The sequence below is a fragment of the Allorhodopirellula solitaria genome, assembly GCF_007859855.1.
Taxonomy (GTDB): Bacteria; Planctomycetota; Planctomycetia; order Pirellulales; family Pirellulaceae; genus Rhodopirellula; species Rhodopirellula solitaria.
This window is the reverse complement of record NZ_SJPK01000012.1, coordinates 77,036-98,513: the sequence shown is the minus strand read 5'-3', so window position 1 is coordinate 98,513 and position 21,478 is coordinate 77,036. Positions and strand designations below refer to the sequence as shown.

Genomic DNA, 21,478 nt, shown 5'->3' with positions numbered 1-21,478 from the left:
GCAACTTGTCAAAAAAAGGAACGGCCCCCGACCCGCCGAACTGGGAAAGTGCTGCCGTTTCCCAATGATTGAATGATCTTTCGGCCATTTTCGCAGCTGATTGACGGTGGCGAACGATTACACTCCATCGCGAACCGGTAGCGACGCCCACGAAGTCGAAGCAGGAATCTTTCCCGGTTTTCGCCAACGTTGGATCGCAACGGTGGTCGACTCACTCAATGACAATCTGCTGCCCGATGAGTTCGACGAGTCTCACAGAACAGATTGCCCAGGAACCGAGGGGTTCTCAACCGATGGAAACGAGGTGATCGCGACATGAGCGGGTATCTACACGAACTCACACTTCGGCTGGCGCTCGGCGCGGCCATGCTGCCATCGAAACAGCGCGATACGCACGCGCAGTGGCTGCTCGCCCAGCAAGGGGCCGACGGTGGATTTGCCGGCCGCGAAGGGGCGAGCGATCCGTACTACACAGCCTTTGCACTGCGTTCCCTGTGGATTCTCGAACGCCTCGACGCCTCGGTGGCCGAGCGAGCGGGCCAATTCCTGCGTCAGCGATTGTCGCATCGCGACAGCGTCATTGACCTGATCTCGCTAATTTTCGGCGCCGCGATCTTGGAGATGGCCGCTGGCGAGATCGTGATCTCGGACGAGGACACGACATGGCGAGAGAATGTCGCGGGGATGCTCGGGGAACTGCGTTGTAGCGACGGCGGATTCGCGAAAACACCCGAGGGCCGGGCGGGCAGTACCTACCAAACGTTTCTATGTATCCTCTGTCACGAATTGATGGAGGTCCCTGTTGCCGACGTTGATGGTGTGATCCGTTTTCTGAATTCGCAGCGTCACGAGGATGGTGGCTACCTGGAAATTCGCGCCGCCAAACGCCCAGGCGTCAATCCCACCGCAGCAGCTATCGGGGCACTGAAGGCTCTCGGCCGCCTCGAGGTTGCAAGCGAAGTCGATACTGTCGAGTTTCTCTTAGAGATGCAGGGCGACGAGGGCGGCCTGACCGCAAACACGCGTATCCCCTTCGCCGACCTACTGAGCAGTTTCACGGGGCTGACGACGTTGGCCGACTTGGATGCCGCTGCAGGACTTTCGATTCCGCGGTTGGCCGCCTATGCGGAATCGATGCAGTCGGCAGGCTCGGGCGGCTTTGTCGGCTTCGCTCTCGATCAGACCGCTGATGTGGAGTACACCTTTTACGGCCTGGCGACGCTCTCGATGTGTGCGGGACTCTCCACCGCCTGATTGTCGGATCCAAATGAGGTTTTGGACTAGCAGCGACGATTTTGCGGATTGTATTCAATGTCCGGGCCAATCGTGCCGATTTAGTAGGACAGCGCGTTGTTGAAACGATTGCGCCCTACCCCACCGCATGGATAGCAAGCGATTTTTGAGCAGGTCTTTCGGCTGACCAGTCTCATCGATCGAGTTGCGTCGCGATTCACCGCAAGAGGCGGAAACCATGATTCTCTGGACGATCAAGCTCATACGCAGCGTGCGCAAAGCAATCGCGGGAAGGAAGCATCCTTCCCAGCTCGCTTGGGGCATTGCGCTGGGTGCCCTCGTGGGTCTGATCCCGCACGGCAACCTGTTGGCCGTGGTATTGGTGCTGCTCGTTTTGATGCTACACGTCAATCACGCCATGGTCGCATTGGTCGGCGTGATGGTCACGTTTGCAGCCCCACGTCTCGATCCGACCTTCGATGCCTTCGGTCGGTGGCTGTTCGAGCAACCCCAGGTCGCCGAGCGGCTCAGTTTGGCGTGGCAGTATCCGCTGGTGCCTTGGACGGATCTCAACAACACGATCGTGATGGGAAGCTTCGTCATTGGACTGATCTCCGTCGTGCCAATTTTCCTGATCACCTACCCGCTGCTTCGCGCCTGGGCACCTGTCGATGCCGCCGACGATGCCGCTGATGCGGACGATCCAGACGCAGGCACTGAGACGCACGCTGGGGCTGAGGCCGAGACAAACGCCGAGGCCGCGGCCCACGCCCAGACCGGCCGAGCGGCAGATCCTCATCAGGGTACCGACACGCCCGAGCAAGACGCTTCGGTGCAGCGAATTGATGCCAGTCATGCTGATAGTCGAAACAACCACATCGAGACCCCGCTAGTCGCCAGTCCAGTCGCCGCGAGCTATCAGGCTTCGCAGCCGGTGGCCCCGGAACACGTACCGGCCGAGAGCCCGTCCTCTCCAGCGACCCAGCAGAGCGTCGCGTTGGAACATCAAGACGAGCGTGATCCGTCAACGATTGCCGGGAATACAGATGCCGATTCCCGACCCGCCGGAGAGATCGTGTCGGACCAGGCCAGTTGGCGACCCGCTGGATCGGCGCCCGCCTCACGTCCCACCCGTGTCGCGATTAGTCCGGGCTCGTCAGAAGGATTCATGACGACCCAAAAGCTGGTTGCCAACCGATCCGCCCAAATACAAACAGCAGACGATTCGCAGGGATCGTCCGTCGATGACCAACACAAAATTGATGAAGCCCTCAGCTATCTGCTTCGACAGTTGCGTGATTCCAAAGACAAGGATGTAGCATGATTCGTTGGCGATTTCTATTAACGCGATTGATTGTCGCCGTTGCGATCTTAATGATCCTCACGTTGGGCCTCGGCCCGATCGCGAGTTACATCACGGTAGCGGGGCTGCAAACATCAACGGGGGCCCGGGCGGAAATTGGCGCCACCTCTGTGAATCTGTTCCCACCCTCGCTGCGATTCACGGACGTGCACGTCGCTGATCCACGCGATGGCAAAGAGATGCGAGATGCCTTCATGGCGGACTCCATCGAGCTAGCCATCGATGGCGATGCTCTTCTACGCCGTCGCTGGGTGATTCGTGAGGGCAGAATCAGTGGCCTGCAGGTTGGTTCCCAACGAGAGACCTCTGGGCATTTTGAAGAGGAACCGGAGACTCCCGAAGAGGACGCTGGGCCGTCGATGATTGGACAGATGCTCTCGCAGGCGACCAGCGGTTTGGCGGATCGTGCCGAGTCCATCGGAGAGAACCTCGAAACGGTTCAAACCGGCGAAGACATTCGCGTGCGATGGAAGTCGCAGTACGAAACGCTCGTTCAGCAGGCTCGCAGTCTCGAACAACGCGTCAAGACGATTCGCGATGCAGCCAAGGGGATAGATAACCCGCTCCGCGATTGGCCCGAGCTCGAGCGTACCCTTGCCGAAGCTCGCACCGCACGCGAGGAGCTATTGCAGGTCCGCGAAGCGATGGACAAGATGCCTGACCAATTGCGCAGCGATCTGGTGAAACTCGAAGAGGCCCGGCAAGCCGACTTGGCGAAAGTGGACGCCTATGTGCCCGGCGATCTGAGTGAATCAGAGAACTTTGGCATCGATTTGATCTCGACACAAATTCGCAGCTCGTTGACTCAGCTGCGGGGCTATCTCGACAACGGGCGAACGCTCGCCAATTACACCGTCGTCGCACCGGATACCGAGCGGGTTCGCGGGGAAAACTTCGACTTCCTCGGCGATCGCCGGCAACCGGAAATGCTGATCCAGAAATGCCAGGTCGATGGTCTGATGCGCGCCGATGGCAAGACCTATTCATTGACCGGGTTGATTGAAAACATGACGCCGCAGCCTGAATATTTGGCCAACCCCACCCGCGCCCGGTTGCTGCTCGAAGGTCCTGAGACGGTTCAGGTTGACTACATTCGCGATCGACGCCAGGGCATGACCAATGATCGCTTGACCCTGCACTGGCCGCAAATGGACGCCGACCCGATGCGGCTGGGCGACGGAAAGAACGTCGCCGTTGCCGTTAACGGGGGCCAGCGTGAAGTATGGGTGCAGCTCGATAGCCAGGGGGAACAGGTTCAAGGCCGATTGGTGAGCAAGCAAATGGGCGTCAACATGCACCTCGATGTCGATGGCGATGCGGCCAACTCGCCGGCCGTCGTCACGATGAATCAATCCCTCGCCAACATCGAAAGCATCGAAGTCGACGCGGCCTTCCGCGGCGATTGGAAGAAGTTCGATCTGGACCTGAAGACGAATCTGGGCAGCGTGTTTGGAGATGCACTGGAAGCAGCCATCGCCCAGCAACTCTCCGAGAGTAAAGCCAAACTCGCAGCCAAAGTCGACGATGCCCATCGCGAGCAAATGCTCCAGCTCCGTGAATGGATGTCCCAACAACAGAACGAAGCCCAGTCTCTGCTCGCCTCAGCGGATCGATCGATTGAAGAGATGAGCCAGAAAGTGCTCGCCGAAGTCGGTGACGCCGATAGCTATCTCGGCAAGCTGCGGACCTCGTTCGGCACGAGCCTCCGTTAGCGGCTACTGAACGATTACGGCTGATCGAAATGATCGGCCAGGGAATAGACCTGCGTATTGAGTTCCCTCATCCGTGACAACAGTGGCGAATAGGGTTCGTACTGATTGTTCAGGATTCCCTTGTTGGAATGCAGGTTTGAAGGGTCCTTGGTTTTGTCGGTAGGATCGTTGTCTTGGTATTTGAACCAGTGCCAGCCGACACAGATTTTTGACTCGATCAAATCGATGCAGAAATTCTGGTAGAACCGCCCGCGATCGGCTTGGGTCGGCACGCACCAACCCGCCCCGCTGTCATTAGTCAGCCCGGGGGCGTCCATCCCTTTGGTGTAAAATTCCGTCACGATCAACGGTTTGCCGATCGCATTGGCCAACTCCGTCGCCTTCTTCGCAGGCGACCATTTTCCGTAGAGGTTGTAACAGAACGCATCGATGTATTTTCCGAGAACGTCATACGATGTATTGGCCGAGTAGAGTCGTGGTCCCAGCAGCATGTGGTTGGCGTCAACACGGCGGATCGCTCGGGCGACCGTACCAACGTATTTCTCCATCACGAGGTCGTCGAATTCTTGACGATCCGTTTCGGTGAGATCAGTCTCCGAGGCATCGGCCCCGTGACGATTCTGTAAAAACGCCGCTGCGGCACGATAACCATGGTCGCGTTCGTTGAGTTTCAGGTATCGCGAGATCATGTTGGGTTTCAGCGGCAGCTCATTGTCGAAGAAATAACCCAGCAGATTGGGATCGTCCCGGAATTCGGGCAGGTTCTTCTCGGCATGCTGATCGCAGAACTCCTCCCACCCTGGATCGAACACGAGGATACAGTCACCGGGATAGTTGGCGTGTCCTGAACCGCGTCGGGTTCGGCCTCTACTGAACGTTGTCATGAAGTTCCAGTTGACGCAGTAGCTGACTCCATCACTGGCTTTTTGGATCGGCGTGTCCGATGTCCAGGAGCCTGTGCCAGTGAACCCATTTTCGCGAAGCAGAGCGACTGTCTGGGCTGCCCATTGCTGTTTGCTTTTAAACGCGTGATCGAAGGCTTCTTTCTGTGCCGGGCCAGTCCCGATCTTGACCGAGACAACGCCACGATTGATGTGGCGATAGCCTTCTGGGTCGATGATCCACCACCGCCCATCCAGCTGAGCTGTATAGAAAAAGCCAGTTGATTCTTCTCGTTGATCCATTCGGCTTCCGTACTGGTTGCGTTGGATCGGTTTGGCCTGAAAACCATCGAGCAGGGCAACGGTTCGTGTTGGTCGCTCACGCCAACTGTGGTGCGGCTTGGGCTTGGCCATGACCATCGTGGTCTCCGCATGGGAAGCCAATGGCATCGTCACTGCCAGCAGGACAGCGGCAGCGGTAACTCGGGACCGGAATGCGTTTTGGTAATTCATAAAACCAAGGTGGTTCGGCAGCGCAAAAAAAGGAAGGGGATACGGACATCCAAGTGAGACCCAAGGGGGCGTCGTCATGACTGGGAAGCCCTACTGGGCGACCGCAGCGATACCGTACATGTTGTATCCCAATTGGACGTCGTCGGGACGCTCGAAGGAACCGAGCACCAAATCCTGGGGTTCATCGACAACGCATTTCCAAATCGAGAAGGTTCGATCGATGCTGGCCGCCGGGCCGACGGCGAGTCGTCTGGAGTGATTGAAACGGTGTGCTGCCTCATCGAGGCCGAGGTCGATGCCTGTGTCTTGGAATTTGTCGGCGAGCCACGGCGGCACGGCAATGTTGTCGTTGAAGAACAGGTAAACCGTAGCCGGCTGGGCCACAGTGACTCGGACCTCCAGATCGTCGGCGAACTTATCGTCGTTGAAAGGCATGACGTAGTCGGCACCAATCAGATCGGTTGGGATCCCGTCTTCGCTGACGCCGTTCCATTGGTGATCTCGGTCGACAAATGCTTTGCAGTCTTCCCGCAGGCCAGCATGGACGATCCGGTAGAACATACGGCTTTCAGGGCGACGCTCGCTCAGGTTATCTCGGACCGCTGCGATGACTGGGCTTTTGGAGTGTAGCGGGGCAAGGTCGCGGACGCCTGGGAGTCGTTGATTATCGATCGATTGGATCCGACGAGATCGGCCATCGCGGCCTACCCGAGTCGCTTGGCCTTGAACGAGGTGTTCGCGTTTGGTGGAGACCGTTTGCTGGCGACGCTGATCGGCAGACCCCAGTTCAACGTCGACCTCGCCTTCGAAGACGGCAACCTCGGTTTCACCCGAGTCACTGATGGCGACACCGAACTCCGTACCCAGGTCGGTGACTCGAGCTACCGGGGTGTCGATCACAAACCCGCTGCCGTGCGGTCCCGCCTTCGCCGCGATACGACCGTAGGTACAGTACACCCGGTCCCGGTCCTGGACTTCCATCAGGCAGGGAGCCAGCAGCAACGCTTCGACGCCTGAATCAAACACGAGCTTCAACGTCCCTTCATGAATGCAAAGCTTTTGCCCAATCGATACACGGCTCAGTTCGTCGACCGCCCGGTGCTGACTGTCCCAGACCACGCCGGCACTGTGAATCAATGTCGCGACGTGGGATTGATTGGCAATGAGCGTCGGAGTAGCCGGGGTCTGTTGGCCAACAAAGACCTGCCAAATCGCCAACGAGGCTGCTAGCAAAACGACAGCGCTGACCGCGATTGCTGGGCTGAACGATCGCCCTGATTGGTGAGTGGTCCCGGCCAGGTCCGCTGAATCAAAGGCTTCCAAAACCTGTGAATTCGCCATCGACTTGGTGGGCTGAGGATGAACCAATCTCGAAGCGATGTGAGCCGTTTCCTGCATGTACTCAATGTACTCGCGCCGCACATCGGTGTCGCCGGTGACAGCGGCTGCTAATTGCTGCTGGTCGGCCTCCGTCGCTGAACCTTCGAGTTGCTTGGTAACCAGTTCGTGGACGAGGTCAAACGGTCGTGAGTCATCGGAGGTATTCATCAGGAAGATACTCCCGCGTGTTGAAGTTGGTGTTCGATGCAGAATCGGAGCGATCTGCGAATTCGCTGTACGGACTTGTAGACAGCGTCGACGCTGCACTTCATTGTGACGGCGACCTGTTCGACTTGCCGGCCCGGTTCGTAGAACCGCGACAACAGGTCGCGCTGGTGCGGCGGGCAATGTTCAAGACAATGGTCGAGTGCCTTGAGCCGCTCGTCGCCATGCGGCGATGCGAAGCCGCCCTGTTCGCTTGCGAGGCATTCGATGAGGTCATCACCAAAGATAAGCCGGCTTCGGCTGGCTTTTTTTCGCCAAGTCAGGATTTCAAAGTGAGCAACGCGAATCGCCCAGGCTGAGAAGTTGGATCCGGGTTCGAACTTGTCAAACTCCAGCCAAAGTCGGACGCTCGTTTCCTGCCAGATCTCGTCCGCATCACTCCAACTGGGCACGTTGGCAAGGATGTATCCCTGCACTGACCGCTGGTGCTGTGCAATCAGCCGGGCGAACTCAGAGTGGTCGGAATCCAATGACATGGCGTGCACCTGCTGGACGAGCGGAGTGAAGGGTTGCGCGAATGGAACACCGCCCATCGTACAAGGGCATTTCAGTCCCGGAAATGGACAGAAATCCCGGTCTGCCCAAGAAATGAAGCGACCTGCAGACTTTTCCTGGCGGAATTCACTTTTTCTTGTCCAAACGGGATAGTGGTCTGCCCTTTCCCCTTGCGCCCCGGTGTACGGCGTTTTCGAAGAGGGTGCTGGCTCCCTATGCACCTTGACGTTCCCCGACGAACGCGTCGGATCACATTTTATCCTCTTTTTTTAATAATCTTTTCCCGAAGGAACACCCTTATGCGTTCTCGACTCCGTCATCGCGGGCCGGCAGGTTTCACCCTGGTAGAATTGTTGGTTGTGATCGCCATCATCGGCGTGCTGGTTGGTTTGCTATTGCCCGCCGTGCAGGCGGCTCGCGAAGCCGCTCGCCGGATGAGCTGCAGCAATAATTTCAAGCAAATCGGTCTGGCCGTTCACAACTACCACTCCGCCTACCAACAACTGCCCATTCACGGGGCGGGGACTCACCCGACCTCTGGGAGAAATATTTGGCTAGACCGCAATGACGCCTCGAATCGGCGTCTCAGCTTTCTCGTGGGGATCCTTCCGTTCATGGAGCAGCAGGCCCTGTGGAGCCAGATCTCCAACCCCAGCACCGTTCGCACCGATGGGAACGCATCGGCGGTCCGCGGGGTGGTGGGAAACCCGTGGCCTGCGATGGGGCCAACCCCGGAAGAGATCAATTACATCCCCTGGTTCACCAATATCCCTGCCCTGCGATGCCCAAGTGACCCAGGTGTCGGATTGCCCGCACTGGGACGTACTAATTACGCTGCCAACCTGGGCGACTGCTTTCTCGATGGCCGCGACGGAGCGTTGAAGGTTCGCAATAACGAACCGGTTCCCTATCAGGCCGACTCCGCTTTCGCACAGGCAGCTCTTGCGAAGAACCGCGGCTTTTTCAAAATCCATCAAAGCAGTCGTTTCCGCGATATCCTTGATGGTCTGTCCAATACGATCTGCGCCGGAGAGATCGCAACCGACCTCGGAGACAACGATGCTCGAACGATTGGTTACGACATCGGAGGGAGCTCCGATCAAAGCAGTATTCTTCAGAACCCTGCTTTTTGCAGCGACGACACCACCCCGTTGATAAATCCTGAACGCCCTCAGTTTTGGAATCCAAGTTCCAACCTGTATGATGCGATTGCCGGTCGCGGTTTTCGCTGGGCGGACTATCTTCCTAACTTTTGCGGATTTTACACAGTGCGACCGCCGAATTCGGAAACCTGCGGGATCAGTTTGACCTCCAGTACGCTGGGGTCGACCTCGAGCCGGCATCAAGGCGGCGTTCACGTGTTGATGGGCGACGGTGCTGTGAAATTTGTTACCGAGTCCATTGACGCCGGGAATTCTCGGGCCCCAATGATCTGGTCGGGCAACAATCCAGGTGCAGCGAGCCCCTACGGATTGTGGGGAGGCCTGGGAACTCGGGCCGCCCGTGAATTAATCGAAGATTTCTAGCACAGGAAGTCTCACACGTACGTCCAACCGATGCTCGCTCAGGTTCCATCCATTTTCATTACGACTCTTTCTCTCCGGATCCTTCTACCCATGAAACGTCAGATCTCCTCTCGCCCATACGTTGGGGCGCTTGCTCTGCTCAGCCTCAGTGTCGCCCTCTGCATCCAGACTGGGTGCGGTAACTCAGACAACTCGCTGTCGCAGGACGTCTCCCAAAGTGACATCGATTCCTATCAACAGCAGCTAGAAGCGTCTCAAGCAAAAGCCAACGCAGAAGAAGGTTGATCGATGATGATAGCGGTTTTCTCTCAGTGTTTTCGGGCCTGCCGAACGATAGCCCTGCTGTTGCTGGCGATCGCCTGGCACGGTGAATGTCTCGCTGCCGATTCGGATTCCGTGTCGGCATCAGATCCAACTGGTGAGCGGCCCAACGTTTTATTCATCGCTGTCGACGACCTCAACGACTGGGTGGGCTGCCTCGGCGGCAACCCGGACGCACAGACTCCGAACATGGACGAATTTGCGAAGCAGAGTACGCTGTTTCGCAACGCCCATTGCCAGGTCGCGCTCTGCAATGCGTCGCGGACCTCGGTCATGACCGGCATGTATGCGTCAACGACAGGGGTCTACGGAAACAGCTCGAAACAGGCTCGCCCGGCCTACCGGTCGGCTGAGCAGATGCCGTTGTGGTTTCGTGAACACGGTTACCGCACGATGTGCATGGGTAAGATCTACCACAATGATCACGGCAAAAAAGCTTACTGGGATGAAGTCGGACCGAAGACTCTGCGCTGGGGACCTGAACCACCCGATGGGCGGCAGTTTGCCAACAAGTTCGGCGGTCGGGCAAAAGACTCGCTCGCTTGGGCGGCGCTGGATATCGAGCGTGGTGAGATGCCCGATGAGCAAATCGCAGCCTGGGCGAAGCAACAGTTGAACAAGGATCACCAGAAACCGTTCTTCCTGGCCCTGGGTTTCTACAAGCCACACACGCCGATGACTGCTCCGAAGCGGTACTTTGACCAGTTTGAGCGAGACAAGCTGACGATGCCTGAGGTACGCAAAAATGACTTAGACGACGTGCCGGAGATCGGGCGCCGTTGGGTTCTGGATCGCCAAGAATTGATCGCTGACGATGCCGTGGACCAGTTCAGCCCCACCTACCGTCGCGAGCTGGTGCATGCCTACCACGCCTGTGTGGCGTTGACCGACGACTGCATCGGCCAGGTGCTCTCGCACTTAAAGAACAGCTCCTACGCCAATGACACCATCGTGGTCTTGTGGTCCGACCATGGCTGGCATCTGGGTGAAAAACGTCACTGGCGGAAATGGATGCCCTGGGAAGAATCCACGCGAAGCTTTCTAGCCGTTCGCGTCCCGGGACTCTCTGCCGAAGGCGAGGTCTGCGATCGGACGGTCGGATTGATTGACATCTTTCCAACGCTCACCGAACTTTGTGAGATCGAAGCTCCCGACCAGCTGGAGGGCGAAAGTTTCCGCGACCTGTTGACCAACCCCCAGGCCACATGGACGCGGCCAGCCCTGACATCAACGAAAGCAGGCAACCACACGGTGCGGTCCGAGCGGTGGCGATACATTCGTTATCGAGACGGCTCCGAAGAACTGTACGATCATTCCGAAGATCCCAACGAATGGACCAACCTGGCCGATCAACCGGAATATCGCGAAATCAAGAATCAACATGCGCAGTGGATCGACACGCTGACCGAAGGGGAAAAAATCAAATGATGAAATCGAGAATGAACGAGCGATCGGGTTTCGGTGCTCGACTGAGTGTCGGGGTTTTCTGCTTGATCGGGCTGAGCCAATCTGCGCTCAAGGCCGCCGAGCAACCTGAACGTGAGTCCGCGCCTCCGAACGTGATCATGCTGATGAGTGATGATCAAGGGTGGGGGGATGTTGGTTTCAACGGCAATGACGATATCCACACACCGAACTTGGACGCGATGGCCGCTGGCGGTGCTCGCCTAGACCGGTTTTACGCCGCCGCTCCGCTCTGTTCACCAACGAGAGGCAGTTGCTTAACGGGACGCTATCCGTTCCGGTTCGGGATTCTGGCTGCTCACACTGGTGCCATGCGAGTGGGCGAGACGACGATTCCGGAATTGCTGAAAAAGAAGGACTATCGAACCGGCTTCTTTGGGAAGTGGCACATCGGCTGGGTCAAACCGGATGTTGTCAGTTCGCGAGGTTTCTATTCGCCGCCATCGCATCATGGGTTCGACCAGTACTTTGCAACCACGAGTGCTGTGCCCACCTGGGACCCAACCGTCACGCCCGAGGGGTGGAGCAAATGGGGCAATGAGGCTGGCGAACCATGGAAAGGTGGTTTCCCCTATGTCCAGGACGGTGAGGAGGCGACCGAGAACCTCGCTGGGGATGATAGCCGGATCATCATGGATCGAGTCATCCCGTTTATCGAATCCAACGCGGACCAACCGTTTCTGGCCACGGTGTGGTTCCACGCGCCGCACGAACCCGTGGTCGCTGGAGAGGAATACAAAAAGCGTTATTCCAAGTTTGGTCGGCTGCGTCAAAACTACTATGGCTGTATCACGGCGATGGACGAACAGATTGGTCGCCTGCGAGCGAAGCTGCGTGAACTGAATCTCGAGAAGAACACGCTCGTGTTGTTCTGCAGCGACAACGGCCCGTCGGATGGTTTAGCGAAAAAAGGCGTCGCTTCAGCGGGCCCGTTTCGTGGTCACAAACACACGATGTACGAGGGTGGCGTCTTGGTGCCAGCCTGTGTGGAATGGCCAGGTGTGATCCCGGCGGGAACCACCAGCGATGTACGCTGCTCGACCGTCGATTTCTTGCCGACGATCGCCCAGGCCTGCGGCGTTGAGTCCGCGATTAAGAGTTCGCTGCCGATCGACGGAATCGACTTGATGCCCGTGCTGACCGGTGCGGATCCGGATCCGGATCGCGACCTGTTCTTCGGATACCGCCGGCTCTATCAGGGAACCGATGGCAAGGCGATTATCTCAGGCGACTGGAAGCTGCTGCAGGAGGCCAAGAAAAGCGGCAGGCGATACCTGTTCGATCTAAGCAAAGATCCTTACGAGGAACACGACCTCACCGACGAGTTTCCCGAGCGAGCCTCGACGCTGAGCCGGAAGCTCGCCGAGATCGAAGCGAGTTGCCAACGCAGCCGAGACGGCGCAGACTACCGCTATTGAGACGCTGCCAGCGAGATTGGATCGGGCGTAGCGAAATTAGCCGTGCCGATTCGCAACGCAGACGCGATAGGTGTTGTCGTGGATGGTGAGCAGTATGGGGGCGATGCACTCTGTCAACGTAGCCGACGCTGGCACACGTGAGCAAAGAGTAGGATTGGCCTGACAGGCATTCCATTGCGCCCCGCGTGCGGAGATTTGCCACGCGGTTGGACCCAACAAACCGCTCGCATCGATACGAATGAAATCCAGATCTTCATGCGTGTCGATCCGTGAGATCTGCGGCGAAATATTTTAATGCGAAACGCTTCGTGTGGGGGGCGGGCATCGAAGTCGATTTCTTGCCGACGGCCGCCATAGGGCGCGGCTTCCGTTCGAGCCTGATGACCGAAGGGTTGAAGTTGCCCCCCCGGGCAGGTAGGTTCTGATTTGGCCAGACGATCTGGCTAGACAGTGACTTCGATCCTATCTCGAGAAGGGAAATTTCATGAGATTGACGACGACTATTTGCCTCGGTGTCCTCACCACAGCAGTGCTGATAGGCACTGCCACCAACTCAGAAGCCGGATTTGTATCTTTCGTGATCCGAGAAGACGGAGGAGGTTCTCCAACGATATTGACTACTGGTGGGCAGACGGAATTTACAATTTCCCAAGCTGGGCAGAAAGCTGCGTTGGGCTCATCGGATATCGATGGCACCAAACTGGGCGAACTGAATCGCCTCTCTATCGATCGGCACGATGATATAAGCCGATTTACGGCTGGGAGTGGCCCAGCAGTTGCGCCCTACTTGAACTTCTGGATTACCGATGGGGCGGGTAAATATGCCGTCTTGGCGAATGAGCCATCCAACGGGGCATTTCAACCACTGTATAGCGATGGATACGACTTGACCTTCGCGGACCTCGCCAACCAGACAGCCAAGGTATTTGAAGCGCCCAATGGATTTGCGTTACCAACAATGACTGGCTCGAGCTATACATTTGCCGACTTCGCAGACTACACCATCGCGCCGCCCAATGGTGTGCCAGAGTGGACTGGCCTGGGATCGGGGGCACCGATCGTGCTCTCGGGACGATCAGCTAACGAATCGTTCGGAGTGAACTGGGTATTTGGCGACTCCCTTGCCAATTATCTTTCCGGATCCAGCGAGGGTTATGTCGTTGCAAACGCCCTCGTTAGCAGTACGGTTCCTGAACCGAGTTCATTCCTGATCGCTTGTTTTGGGCTCGCGGTGGCGGGTGTTGGCCTGCGTCGCCGCCGTGCGAAATCAATCCAGGACTGACATCGGAACAACTTTTTATCGCCGGGCGTCCGCTGATGGCCGGCGATGGGCCCAAATTCCGTTCGAATTGGAGAGCATTCGGCTGATTGACATCGGTTCGGCCGCAGGCGACAACCTTGCCGTGGGCGTGTGGATATGATCGGCACGCGTTTTTGAACGCAGGACGAGATGCGAACCGATGGAATTGATTTGGGATGACGGCGGCCGTTCTGCGAGTGGTTACGTCGGATTGGCTGGCGACTGCGTCACCCGCGCGATCGCGATTGCGACGGGAACGAGTTATCGCGACGTCTACCGAGCCCTGGGTGAGATTTCCGAGATGACACCGCGAAACGGTGTTCTCACCAGTGTCGCAGGTGAATACCTGGAGACACTGGGCTGGGTCGAGTCTCCAGGCTGTGAAACGGCACTGGCCCCCGATCGGCTGCCCAAAGGGCCAGTGATCGTGCAGCTGAACGCGCCCAAGCATCGTCGCTCGGGACATTTCTGCAGCGTGATCGATCACGTCATCTATGACACGTGGAACCCCAGCGACGATGATAACTTTGTGGTCTCGGCTTATTGGACGCGGCCGGAGATTACGGGTGAGTCCACACTGCCGGTCGCCTCGCGGCTCGCCCACCGGAATGCGGAAGAGTCGCTGACGCAGAAGGAGTTTAACAAGGTTCTGCATCGCTTGCGTTCACTCGACAGCACCGCGAGCAACTCGGCCAGCACCGAAGGTGAGAAACGCAACGCCTTGCGGATGATGCAGAACTTGCTGCTACGGCATAATCTCTCGCGAGACGATATTGTTGAGCAAGACAACGTCGACAATATGCGATTCACGAACATGGCGTGTCCGGTCAATGGTCGCCGCGCCTGTGGCTGGGAAAAAGGTTTAGCGGCCTATGTTGTCAACGAGATATTTCCCTTGACGAGTTGGTATTTCGGTACCCGCGGGGCACGTACCTTGTTCTGGTTCTACGGGCCCAAGGATGATGTCGACAACTGCATCGCCCTGTTCCGGGAACTCTTGCTAACGATTGCGGCGTCGGCGCAATTGCAATACGGCGGGTACGCTCGCGGCAGTGGTGCGTCCTACGCGGAGGGGTACGTCAACGGGTTGCCTCGCTACCACACTTCGGGGCCGGGCGATCAACAAGCCAACGAGTCCGCATTGATTCATGCCCGCACCCTGGCGGTCAAACAGGCCAGTCGCGAGTGGCTGAAGCTCGAGTGTGATATCTCGATCGTCCTCAAAGGCAGTAGCGGGCGCAGCCAGCATGACCCCGATGCCGCCAGCCGAGGCAAGACACATGGTTCCAAGCATGACCTGCGAGGAGCGAGCGGTCGCAAGCGGATCGGACACTCTTCGGGCGTCCGCCGCTAGACCGGTGACGCCAGCATTGCCCTCCTACTCCGAGAGAATACCACGTGGATGAAATCGTTTACTACGACCGATACCTGCAGGAAACATGCGTTGAAAAGGTGTACGGTGACAAGGCGCTGCGGTGGACCTACGGTACGCTACCCGGCCGCATCTCGCTGAACACAGTCGTCAAGCGAGCCCTGTTTTCGCATTGGTATGGATGGCGTATGGATCAACCGAGCACGCGATCGAAGATTGCTCCGTTCATCCAAGAATACGAGCTCGATGCGTCCGAGTTCGTCCGCGACGTGGATGAATTCGCGAACTTCAACGAGTTCTTCTATCGCCAACTGCGGCCCGAGGCGCGGCCGATTGATCTCGACCCCGCGTCCGTTGTCTTTCCTGCCGACGGCCGTCATCTGTGCGTGCCAGACCTCTCGGACTGCGAAGGTTTGTTCATCAAGGGCGAGATGTTCGATTTGGCGACACTGATCGACGACGACGCGCTCACCGAGCAGTATGCGACCGGCAGTCTCCTGTTGTCACGATTATGTCCGGTCGACTACCACCGATTTCACTTTCCCGTTGCGGGCGTTCCCGGGCCGACCCGGTTGATCAACGGGCCGCTGTACTCGGTCAACCCAATCGCGCTGCGTCAGAACATCGAGATCTTGGCAACGAACAAGCGGTGTGTCACTGAATTGCAGACGTCGATGTTTGGAAAGGTATTGGTGATGGAGATTGGTGCGACGTGCGTTGGCGGCATCTGTCAGACCTATCCGGAAGGCGTGGCGATCGACAAAGGTGATGAGAAAGGCTACTTCCGTTTCGGCGGGTCCTCGACGATCGTCATCTTTCCTCCGGGGGCGATCGAGTTCGACGCGGATCTCATCGAGAATTCACAGCAGAATCGTGAACTATATGCCCGGGTGGGTGACCGCCTGGGCGGAGCGGCCGCAGCGAGTAGATGGGGTTCCCCCCACCGGGAGGCGTGATTCTGGTATTTTGCGGATTCATTCTGCACTCCTTTTTTACCGGAAACCACCATGTCAAGCGTCGCACCAACCTCCCCGCCTCCATCCCAGACTGCCAATGTGCGTCCCACCATCGACCCGCGGGATTACATCGCCCCAGGAACTGGATTCCACCAGGCCGTCGGCGGCATCCTGGCCGCACTCGGCTTTTTCCTGACGATGCTCTTCTTGATTGGAGCAACCTTTGGTATCGGGCTTGTGGTGGCGCTGATCGGACTCCTCTTATTCTTTCTCAATCAGAAGAAACATCTGGCTAAACTGCACGGCAGCGCGATCAAGGTCGGCCCGGAGCAATTCCCTGATGTCTACAATATTCTCTGCCACGCGGCGGCCCAAATGGGCATGGCTGATGTTCCCGAGGCGTATATTTACGAAGACAATACGCAGAACGCCGCGGCGGCCAAGATCAAAGGCAAACGCATCGTCTTGCTAACCGATGACATGGTTTACGGTGCACTGACCACCAAGAGTGCCAAGGTGCTGCAGTTCGTGATCGCACACGAACTCGCCCATCATTATCTCGGACACAGCGGACTGATCCGCAGCCATATCGCAATGGCTTACAAACCGCTGTCGCGACTCAACGAATTCACCTGTGACGGGGTGGCCGCAGCGATCGTCAACGACCAAAAGGCGTGTGGCAAAGCACTTGCTCTGCTCTCGGTGGGCCCGCAATTGCTGCCCAAGGTGAATGTCGATGCCCTCTTCGAGCAGGCCCAGCAGGTTGCCAGCAACAAGCTATCCAAGAAGTCCGAGGGCGCCCTCACGCACCCCTTGCTGCTGCGTCGATTCGCGCGGGTGATGGGGATTCCGATGAAGGTTTGATTGCTGGTTGGCGGACGATTCCGGCACCGTGACGGACGTTGAAAACCTATCTCAGCAGTGTCAGGACTTGATCGTGCAGTTTGCCGTTGCTCCCCACGCCATCACCACCGCGCACCGACTCCGTGCCTTTCCAATCGGAGAATCGCCCACCGGACTCGATCAAGATGGGCAGGATCGCGGCGACGTCCCAGGCGTTGCAGATCGGGTCGACCATCAGGTCGGCGCGGCCGGTTGCCACCATCAGATAGCCGTAGCCATCGCCCCAGGTGCGGCTGAGAAAACAAGCATCTTCGAGCCGTTTGTAGGCGTCGGGACTGTTGCGTTGGGCAAACGATCCCACTTCGCTGGTGACAAAGACCGCATCGGCGAGTTGGTCGCAGTCGGAAACCTTCGCCCCTGACCATTGGGCGTGACTGGGTTGGCAAAGATCGGCTCCCGATAGGTCGTCGGAGTAGTAACAACCGTGACCGATGGCAGCCACGGCGGCCTGGCCGAGGGCTGGAATGAGGATCATCCCAGCGAGCGGTTCGCCCGCATGCTCGAGCGCTAAGAGCGTCGAATACAGGGGGACTCCACAGATGAAGGATTTGGTGCCGTCGATGGGATCGACGGTCCAGCGATAATCGCTGCTGCCCGTGCGTTCAGCAAACTCTTCACCCGCGATGGTGTCATCGGGGAATCTTTTCTCGAGCAATTCACGCGTGAGTGTCTCGGCCTCGCGATCAGCGATCGTGACCGGTGAATCGTCTCCCTTGCGGTCGACCGAGAGTGAGCGATCCCGGAAGTGTTTGAGCGTGTGGTTGCCTGCCGCCAGGCCGACCTCGATCAGGGTTGAAAGTCGCTGCTCGTGATGGGACTGCCAATCGGCGAGAAGTTTTTCGTGAGATAGCATGGAGAACCTCGCAAAGGAAAAATAGGGGCCGCGTCGGTATCAAAACCGTCGTTGGCTAACGGGTGGGGGACCTACCGGAAAACGCCGGACGGCGAAGGCGGCAATCATGCCCGCGGCGAAGCCGCCTGCATGAGCCCACCACGCAACCCCCGCGATAGGTTCGCCAACGAGTGAACCGACACCGCTGTAGAGCTGGATCACGAACCAGATGCCTAGGAAAATGGGAGCCGGTACCACGATCGTCGTAAAGATCACGATCAGCGGCAATAGCGTCAAGACGCGGGCGTGCGGATACAACACCGCGTAGGCGCCCATCACACCCGCGATCGCGCCGCTGGCCCCAAGCGTCGGAATCGGACTGTGCGGATCGGTAAAATAATGCGATAGCCCGGCGAGTATCCCCGTGCCCAAATACAGTCCCGCAAAGCCGAGGTGCCCAAAACGATCTTCGACGTTATCGCCAAAGATATAGAGGAACCACATATTGCCCAGGAAATGCATCCAGCCACCATGTAAAAACATGCAGGTAATCAGTGTCATCCAAGGTGGAATCGGGGAGGGGCCAATTTCCTGCTGAACGTGGACCACCTCGATCCCCCGGGGAGTTTGCACCGCCCGCTCCTGCTCAATCACGGGGACCGCGTCGGGATCGCTCAACCGCATGGGAATCATCGCGAACTTGGCAACGATCCCCTCGCTCTCGTCATGGGAGGTCTCTTGGGCCAGGAAGGCGAGTGCGCAGAGGGCGATGACGACGTAATTGACCCACGGGATCGTACGGCTGGGGATATCATCGCGAAGCGGGATCATATTTAGTCGTCGACTTAAGTAGAACTTTTGCCGCTGCATGTGGACATATCCACTACTCCAACACAGCGTTGAATTGGCATAATCTAACGACTCAGCCTGTCTGAAACGATTCCCCTCACATCGAACTCGCACGGACCTTCCCCCTCCCATGCCAAATCCAACTCCATCGCCCGCTGAAGATTGGGCAAACCGCTTGGACCCTGTCCATCAAGCGGCAGATCTGTCCGCTGCGCTACAAGAACTCGCGACCGAGGACAGCGTATCGGGAATCACTCGGCGGTGCCTTGAACTTCTCGACCACGACGATTCGGAAGTCCGTCTGTGGACAAGCGAGTCGCTCGAGTCCGCAGTACAGCCCACGGCGGATGAAACCAAGTCCCTGAACGAGCTGCTCAGCGACTTACTCGCTCGCCAAGCCGCCGGGACGCAAGGTGCGGATGCGCCGCTGCTGGCCGACCAGCTGTACTGGACCGCTACGATGATCGGGCGGATTGGCACCGCCGCCGCTGCTGCGGACCCAGCCCTGGCGAGGCTGGAGGCACTCAGCGATGTCCCCGACGCGACCGCCTACCACGCCGCCGCGGCCCGGGCGGGACGATCCCGGGCGAAGCTGACAACATAGTGTCTAGCTGCAGCCGGCGTTATGACAGCGATCGATTCGGAGCGGTCGCCCGGCGGCGGCGAGTGGCTCGCCGCCAACTTCTCCAAACGGCGCGGATCCCAAAATACAGACTGACGGCGGCTAAGGTGCCCAACGCGTCAGCGAAAAAATCCTTCACATCGGGGGTGCGACCGCGCACGAGTGCCTGCGTTAATTCGTCGACCACGCCGTAGATGAGGCACGTCGCGATGATCCATCCCACCCGCGGCCAGACTCGTTTCGAGGTCGTGCAGTAGCAGAGCAGTGTGGCGAGAATGAAGAATGCTGTAAAATGCAGGACTTTGTCATTGATGCGTGGCATTCCGCCGGGAATAACAGGCAGGTGGGTGCCGGTAAAAATCGCGCACCAGTAAACCACCAGGATTAGAATTCCCAGTCGGAAACCAAACAGCCGAACTCCTGAAACCGATTGCATTAACCACGCTCTGCTGAAGAATGTAACTCGCCACGATGGTCACTATCGTGCGTTTGCCGCACGGCTATCAAACCTTTCCCACGAACAGGCCAAATACTGTGATACGATCTCTCCGACACTTCGCCCTGTCCACCATGACGATTGCAGCGATCTTTGCAGTCTCTGCGACGAGTGCAGTTTGCCAAGAGGGGCGACTGCGTTCCTCTGAAAACGGTGTTCAAGACGCCGCAGAAGCGGTGGTAAAGCAGAGCTTTACGCCGCTGCGAGGGTCGTGGAAGAAAGTCGTTTTCGGCGGTGAAGGGGCGGTGCACTTCAGCAAAACCGACAAGGGCGATGAGTTGGTAGAGATGCTCGCGGGGGATCCTCTGACGGGCATTCGTTGGACAGGTGACTTTCCTCAGGAGAACTATGAGCTGCGACTGCAAGCCCGCCGCATCGAGGGGTTCGACTTCTTCGCAGCCATCACGTTTCCCGTCGGCAAAGAGCATTGCTCGTTCGTGCTCGGCGGTTGGGGCGGTGGTATGGTGGGCATCAGCAGCATCGATGGCAATGACGCGTCGACCAATCAAACTACCCAGTACAAAGAATTCGAAACGAACCGGTGGTATACCATCCGGATCCGCGTCGACGACGAAGCCGTCCGCTGTTGGATTGACGAGGACGAGTACGCACTCGTCCCCCGGGGCGAGAGCGAATTGAGTATTCGAATTGAGATGGACCCCTGTTTGCCGATGGGAATCGCCAACTACATCACCCGCAGCGAGCTCAAGAGTATAGGTCTGCGTCGAATTGGGCCGGCAGCCCAGCAGGCAGCGAGCCCAACAGCCAAGCCGGCTGAAGATTCTGCCACCCCCGCCCCAATTCCCGCCCCAGAGACTGACGGCCCGACGTCCGATGCGGAGGAGAAACGGTGATTGTGAACGGGAGCGAAGGTGCACTGGATAGCCAGGACCTGATTGACTTTGATGCCCATTGGATGGGACGTGCGATTGAACTTGCCCAGGCTGCAGCGATCGATGATGAAGTGCCTGTTGGCGCTGTCATCGTGCGCCGCGGGCGGATGATCGGCGGTGCAGCGAATCAGCGGGAATCCTTGCACGACCCCACAGCGCACGCGGAGATGATTGCGATCACTCAAGCGGCAGCAGCGATCGAAGATTGGCGGCTCGAGGAATCGACCCTCTACGTCACTCTCGAGCCGTGCTTGATGTGTGCTGGCGCGATCCTACAGGCCCGCGTGCCGCGCGTGGTCTTCGGAGCAACCGATGCCAAGGCGGGTGCGGTGACGAGTTTATACCAAGTCCTCAGCGACGCGAGACTTAACCATCAGTGCCAGGTAACATCCGGCGTGATGGCGGAGCGATGCGGCGGCATGCTCACTGAATTCTTCGCCGCCAAACGTGCCTTGGGCAAGAAGTAAGCAACGCGTGATCAATCAGTGGAGAATTTAGCGAAAACCTATTCTGTGGTGGACGAGGCGACGAACTGTTGAGCCTCGCAAGTCTTCCTACGCCGGAGGCGTTGAAGAGAATAGTCGTAGGTCAGCGGATCGCCACCTCATAGGCATCAAGTTAAGCAGTACTCGAGGAGGTTTGGGTCGGCGAGCAACTCCATTGTTCCTGGTTTTGCCTTGCGTTTGGTTCTTTGGCAACGACGTCGGACGCGGGAGATGAGACG

21 protein-coding genes are annotated in these 21,478 nt (G+C 58.0%); 15 read left to right on the top strand and 6 right to left on the bottom strand.

The genetic code is table 11. The features are described 5' to 3' along the window. The first annotated feature begins 106 nt into the window (after nucleotides 1–106). The 4 genes from CA85_RS19205 (at nucleotide 107) to CA85_RS19190 (ending at nucleotide 4,308) form a co-directional block, all read left to right on the top strand. Nucleotides 107–319, top strand: coding sequence for a hypothetical protein (locus tag CA85_RS19205; RefSeq protein ID WP_146392978.1), 213 nt, complete (start codon nucleotides 107–109; stop codon nucleotides 317–319). Then, nucleotides 316–1,254 carry a prenyltransferase/squalene oxidase repeat-containing protein gene (locus CA85_RS19200; RefSeq protein WP_146392977.1) on the top strand — a complete coding sequence of 313 codons (939 nt, stop codon included), beginning with the start codon at nucleotides 316–318 and terminating at the stop codon, nucleotides 1,252–1,254. The genes CA85_RS19205 and CA85_RS19200 overlap by 4 nt, the downstream gene beginning before the upstream one ends. A gap of 184 nt (nucleotides 1,255–1,438) precedes the next feature. Beyond that, nucleotides 1,439–2,557: a TIGR03546 family protein gene (locus CA85_RS19195; protein ID WP_246112976.1), complete on the top strand. Its 1,119-nt coding sequence runs from the start codon at nucleotides 1,439–1,441 to the stop codon at nucleotides 2,555–2,557. Then, entirely contained in the window at nucleotides 2,554–4,308 is a 1,755-nt protein-coding gene (locus CA85_RS19190) for a TIGR03545 family protein (RefSeq protein ID WP_146392975.1), read from the top strand. The genes CA85_RS19195 and CA85_RS19190 overlap by 4 nt, the downstream gene beginning before the upstream one ends. A gap of 14 nt (nucleotides 4,309–4,322) precedes the next feature. On the opposite strand, the gene CA85_RS19185 is transcribed toward CA85_RS19190, so the two are convergent. From CA85_RS19185 to CA85_RS19175, 3 genes are all read right to left on the bottom strand, one after another. After that, complete coding sequence (locus tag CA85_RS19185; RefSeq protein ID WP_146392974.1) at nucleotides 4,323–5,702, bottom strand: agarase; 1,380 nt, start codon at nucleotides 5,700–5,702, stop codon at nucleotides 4,323–4,325. Nucleotides 5,703–5,792: 90 nt separating this feature from the next. Continuing rightward, nucleotides 5,793–7,250: a FecR family protein gene (locus CA85_RS19180; protein WP_246112975.1), complete on the bottom strand. Its 1,458-nt coding sequence runs from the start codon at nucleotides 7,248–7,250 to the stop codon at nucleotides 5,793–5,795. Beyond that, a complete protein-coding gene (locus tag CA85_RS19175) occupies nucleotides 7,250–7,783 on the bottom strand; it encodes a sigma-70 family RNA polymerase sigma factor (protein ID WP_146392973.1) in 534 nt (177 codons plus the stop codon). The genes CA85_RS19180 and CA85_RS19175 overlap by 1 nt, the downstream gene beginning before the upstream one ends. A 318-nt stretch (nucleotides 7,784–8,101) precedes the next feature. Between CA85_RS19175 and CA85_RS19170 the strand changes: the two genes are divergently transcribed. From CA85_RS19170 to CA85_RS19135, 8 genes are all read left to right on the top strand, one after another. Then, a complete protein-coding gene (locus CA85_RS19170) occupies nucleotides 8,102–9,328 on the top strand; it encodes a DUF1559 domain-containing protein (RefSeq protein WP_146392972.1) in 1,227 nt (408 codons plus the stop codon). 90 nt (nucleotides 9,329–9,418) lie between these two features. Continuing rightward, nucleotides 9,419–9,613 carry a hypothetical protein gene (locus CA85_RS19165; RefSeq protein ID WP_146392971.1) on the top strand — a complete coding sequence of 65 codons (195 nt, stop codon included), beginning with the start codon at nucleotides 9,419–9,421 and terminating at the stop codon, nucleotides 9,611–9,613. Between the two features lie 3 nt (nucleotides 9,614–9,616). Then, on the top strand, nucleotides 9,617–11,077 hold the full coding sequence (locus tag CA85_RS19160; RefSeq protein WP_246112974.1) for a sulfatase: 1,461 nt from the start codon (nucleotides 9,617–9,619) through the stop codon (nucleotides 11,075–11,077). Continuing rightward, nucleotides 11,074–12,531, top strand: coding sequence for a sulfatase-like hydrolase/transferase (locus tag CA85_RS19155; protein ID WP_246112973.1), 1,458 nt, complete (start codon nucleotides 11,074–11,076; stop codon nucleotides 12,529–12,531). The genes CA85_RS19160 and CA85_RS19155 overlap by 4 nt, the downstream gene beginning before the upstream one ends. 670 nt (nucleotides 12,532–13,201) lie before the next feature. Further along, nucleotides 13,202–13,813 carry a PEP-CTERM sorting domain-containing protein gene (locus CA85_RS19150; protein WP_186775058.1) on the top strand — a complete coding sequence of 204 codons (612 nt, stop codon included), beginning with the start codon at nucleotides 13,202–13,204 and terminating at the stop codon, nucleotides 13,811–13,813. Nucleotides 13,814–13,991: 178 nt separating this feature from the next. Continuing rightward, a complete protein-coding gene (locus tag CA85_RS19145) occupies nucleotides 13,992–15,185 on the top strand; it encodes a DUF2786 domain-containing protein (protein WP_146392969.1) in 1,194 nt (397 codons plus the stop codon). A 44-nt stretch (nucleotides 15,186–15,229) separates the two neighbouring features. Next, a complete protein-coding gene (locus tag CA85_RS19140; protein WP_146392968.1) occupies nucleotides 15,230–16,159 on the top strand; it encodes a phosphatidylserine decarboxylase in 930 nt (309 codons plus the stop codon). Between the two features lie 51 nt (nucleotides 16,160–16,210). Then, on the top strand, nucleotides 16,211–17,023 hold the full coding sequence (locus tag CA85_RS19135; protein WP_146392967.1) for a M48 family metallopeptidase: 813 nt from the start codon (nucleotides 16,211–16,213) through the stop codon (nucleotides 17,021–17,023). Between the two features lie 46 nt (nucleotides 17,024–17,069). Here CA85_RS19135 and hisN read toward each other — a convergent pair whose 3' ends face one another. Next, entirely contained in the window at nucleotides 17,070–17,915 is an 846-nt protein-coding gene (hisN, locus tag CA85_RS19130; protein ID WP_146392966.1) for a histidinol-phosphatase, read from the bottom strand. Between the two features lie 39 nt (nucleotides 17,916–17,954). Continuing rightward, entirely contained in the window at nucleotides 17,955–18,725 is a 771-nt protein-coding gene (locus tag CA85_RS19125) for a rhomboid family intramembrane serine protease (protein ID WP_146392965.1), read from the bottom strand. A gap of 148 nt (nucleotides 18,726–18,873) precedes the next feature. Between CA85_RS19125 and CA85_RS19120 the strand changes: the two genes are divergently transcribed. Then, a complete protein-coding gene (locus tag CA85_RS19120; protein ID WP_146392964.1) occupies nucleotides 18,874–19,347 on the top strand; it encodes a hypothetical protein in 474 nt (157 codons plus the stop codon). 19 nt (nucleotides 19,348–19,366) lie between these two features. Here the strand turns inward: CA85_RS19120 and CA85_RS19115 are convergent, their stop codons facing one another. After that, nucleotides 19,367–19,801 (bottom strand): VanZ family protein, encoded by a 435-nt coding sequence (locus CA85_RS19115; RefSeq protein WP_146392963.1) that lies wholly within the window; start codon nucleotides 19,799–19,801, stop codon nucleotides 19,367–19,369. Between the two features lie 98 nt (nucleotides 19,802–19,899). Between CA85_RS19115 and CA85_RS19110 the strand changes: the two genes are divergently transcribed. Both CA85_RS19110 and tadA read left to right on the top strand, forming a co-directional pair. Continuing rightward, nucleotides 19,900–20,715: a LamG domain-containing protein gene (locus tag CA85_RS19110; RefSeq protein WP_186775057.1), complete on the top strand. Its 816-nt coding sequence runs from the start codon at nucleotides 19,900–19,902 to the stop codon at nucleotides 20,713–20,715. 62 nt (nucleotides 20,716–20,777) lie between these two features. Next, complete coding sequence (tadA, locus tag CA85_RS19105) at nucleotides 20,778–21,221, top strand: tRNA adenosine(34) deaminase TadA (RefSeq protein ID WP_146393036.1); 444 nt, start codon at nucleotides 20,778–20,780, stop codon at nucleotides 21,219–21,221. The last annotated feature ends 257 nt before the right edge of the window (nucleotides 21,222–21,478 follow it).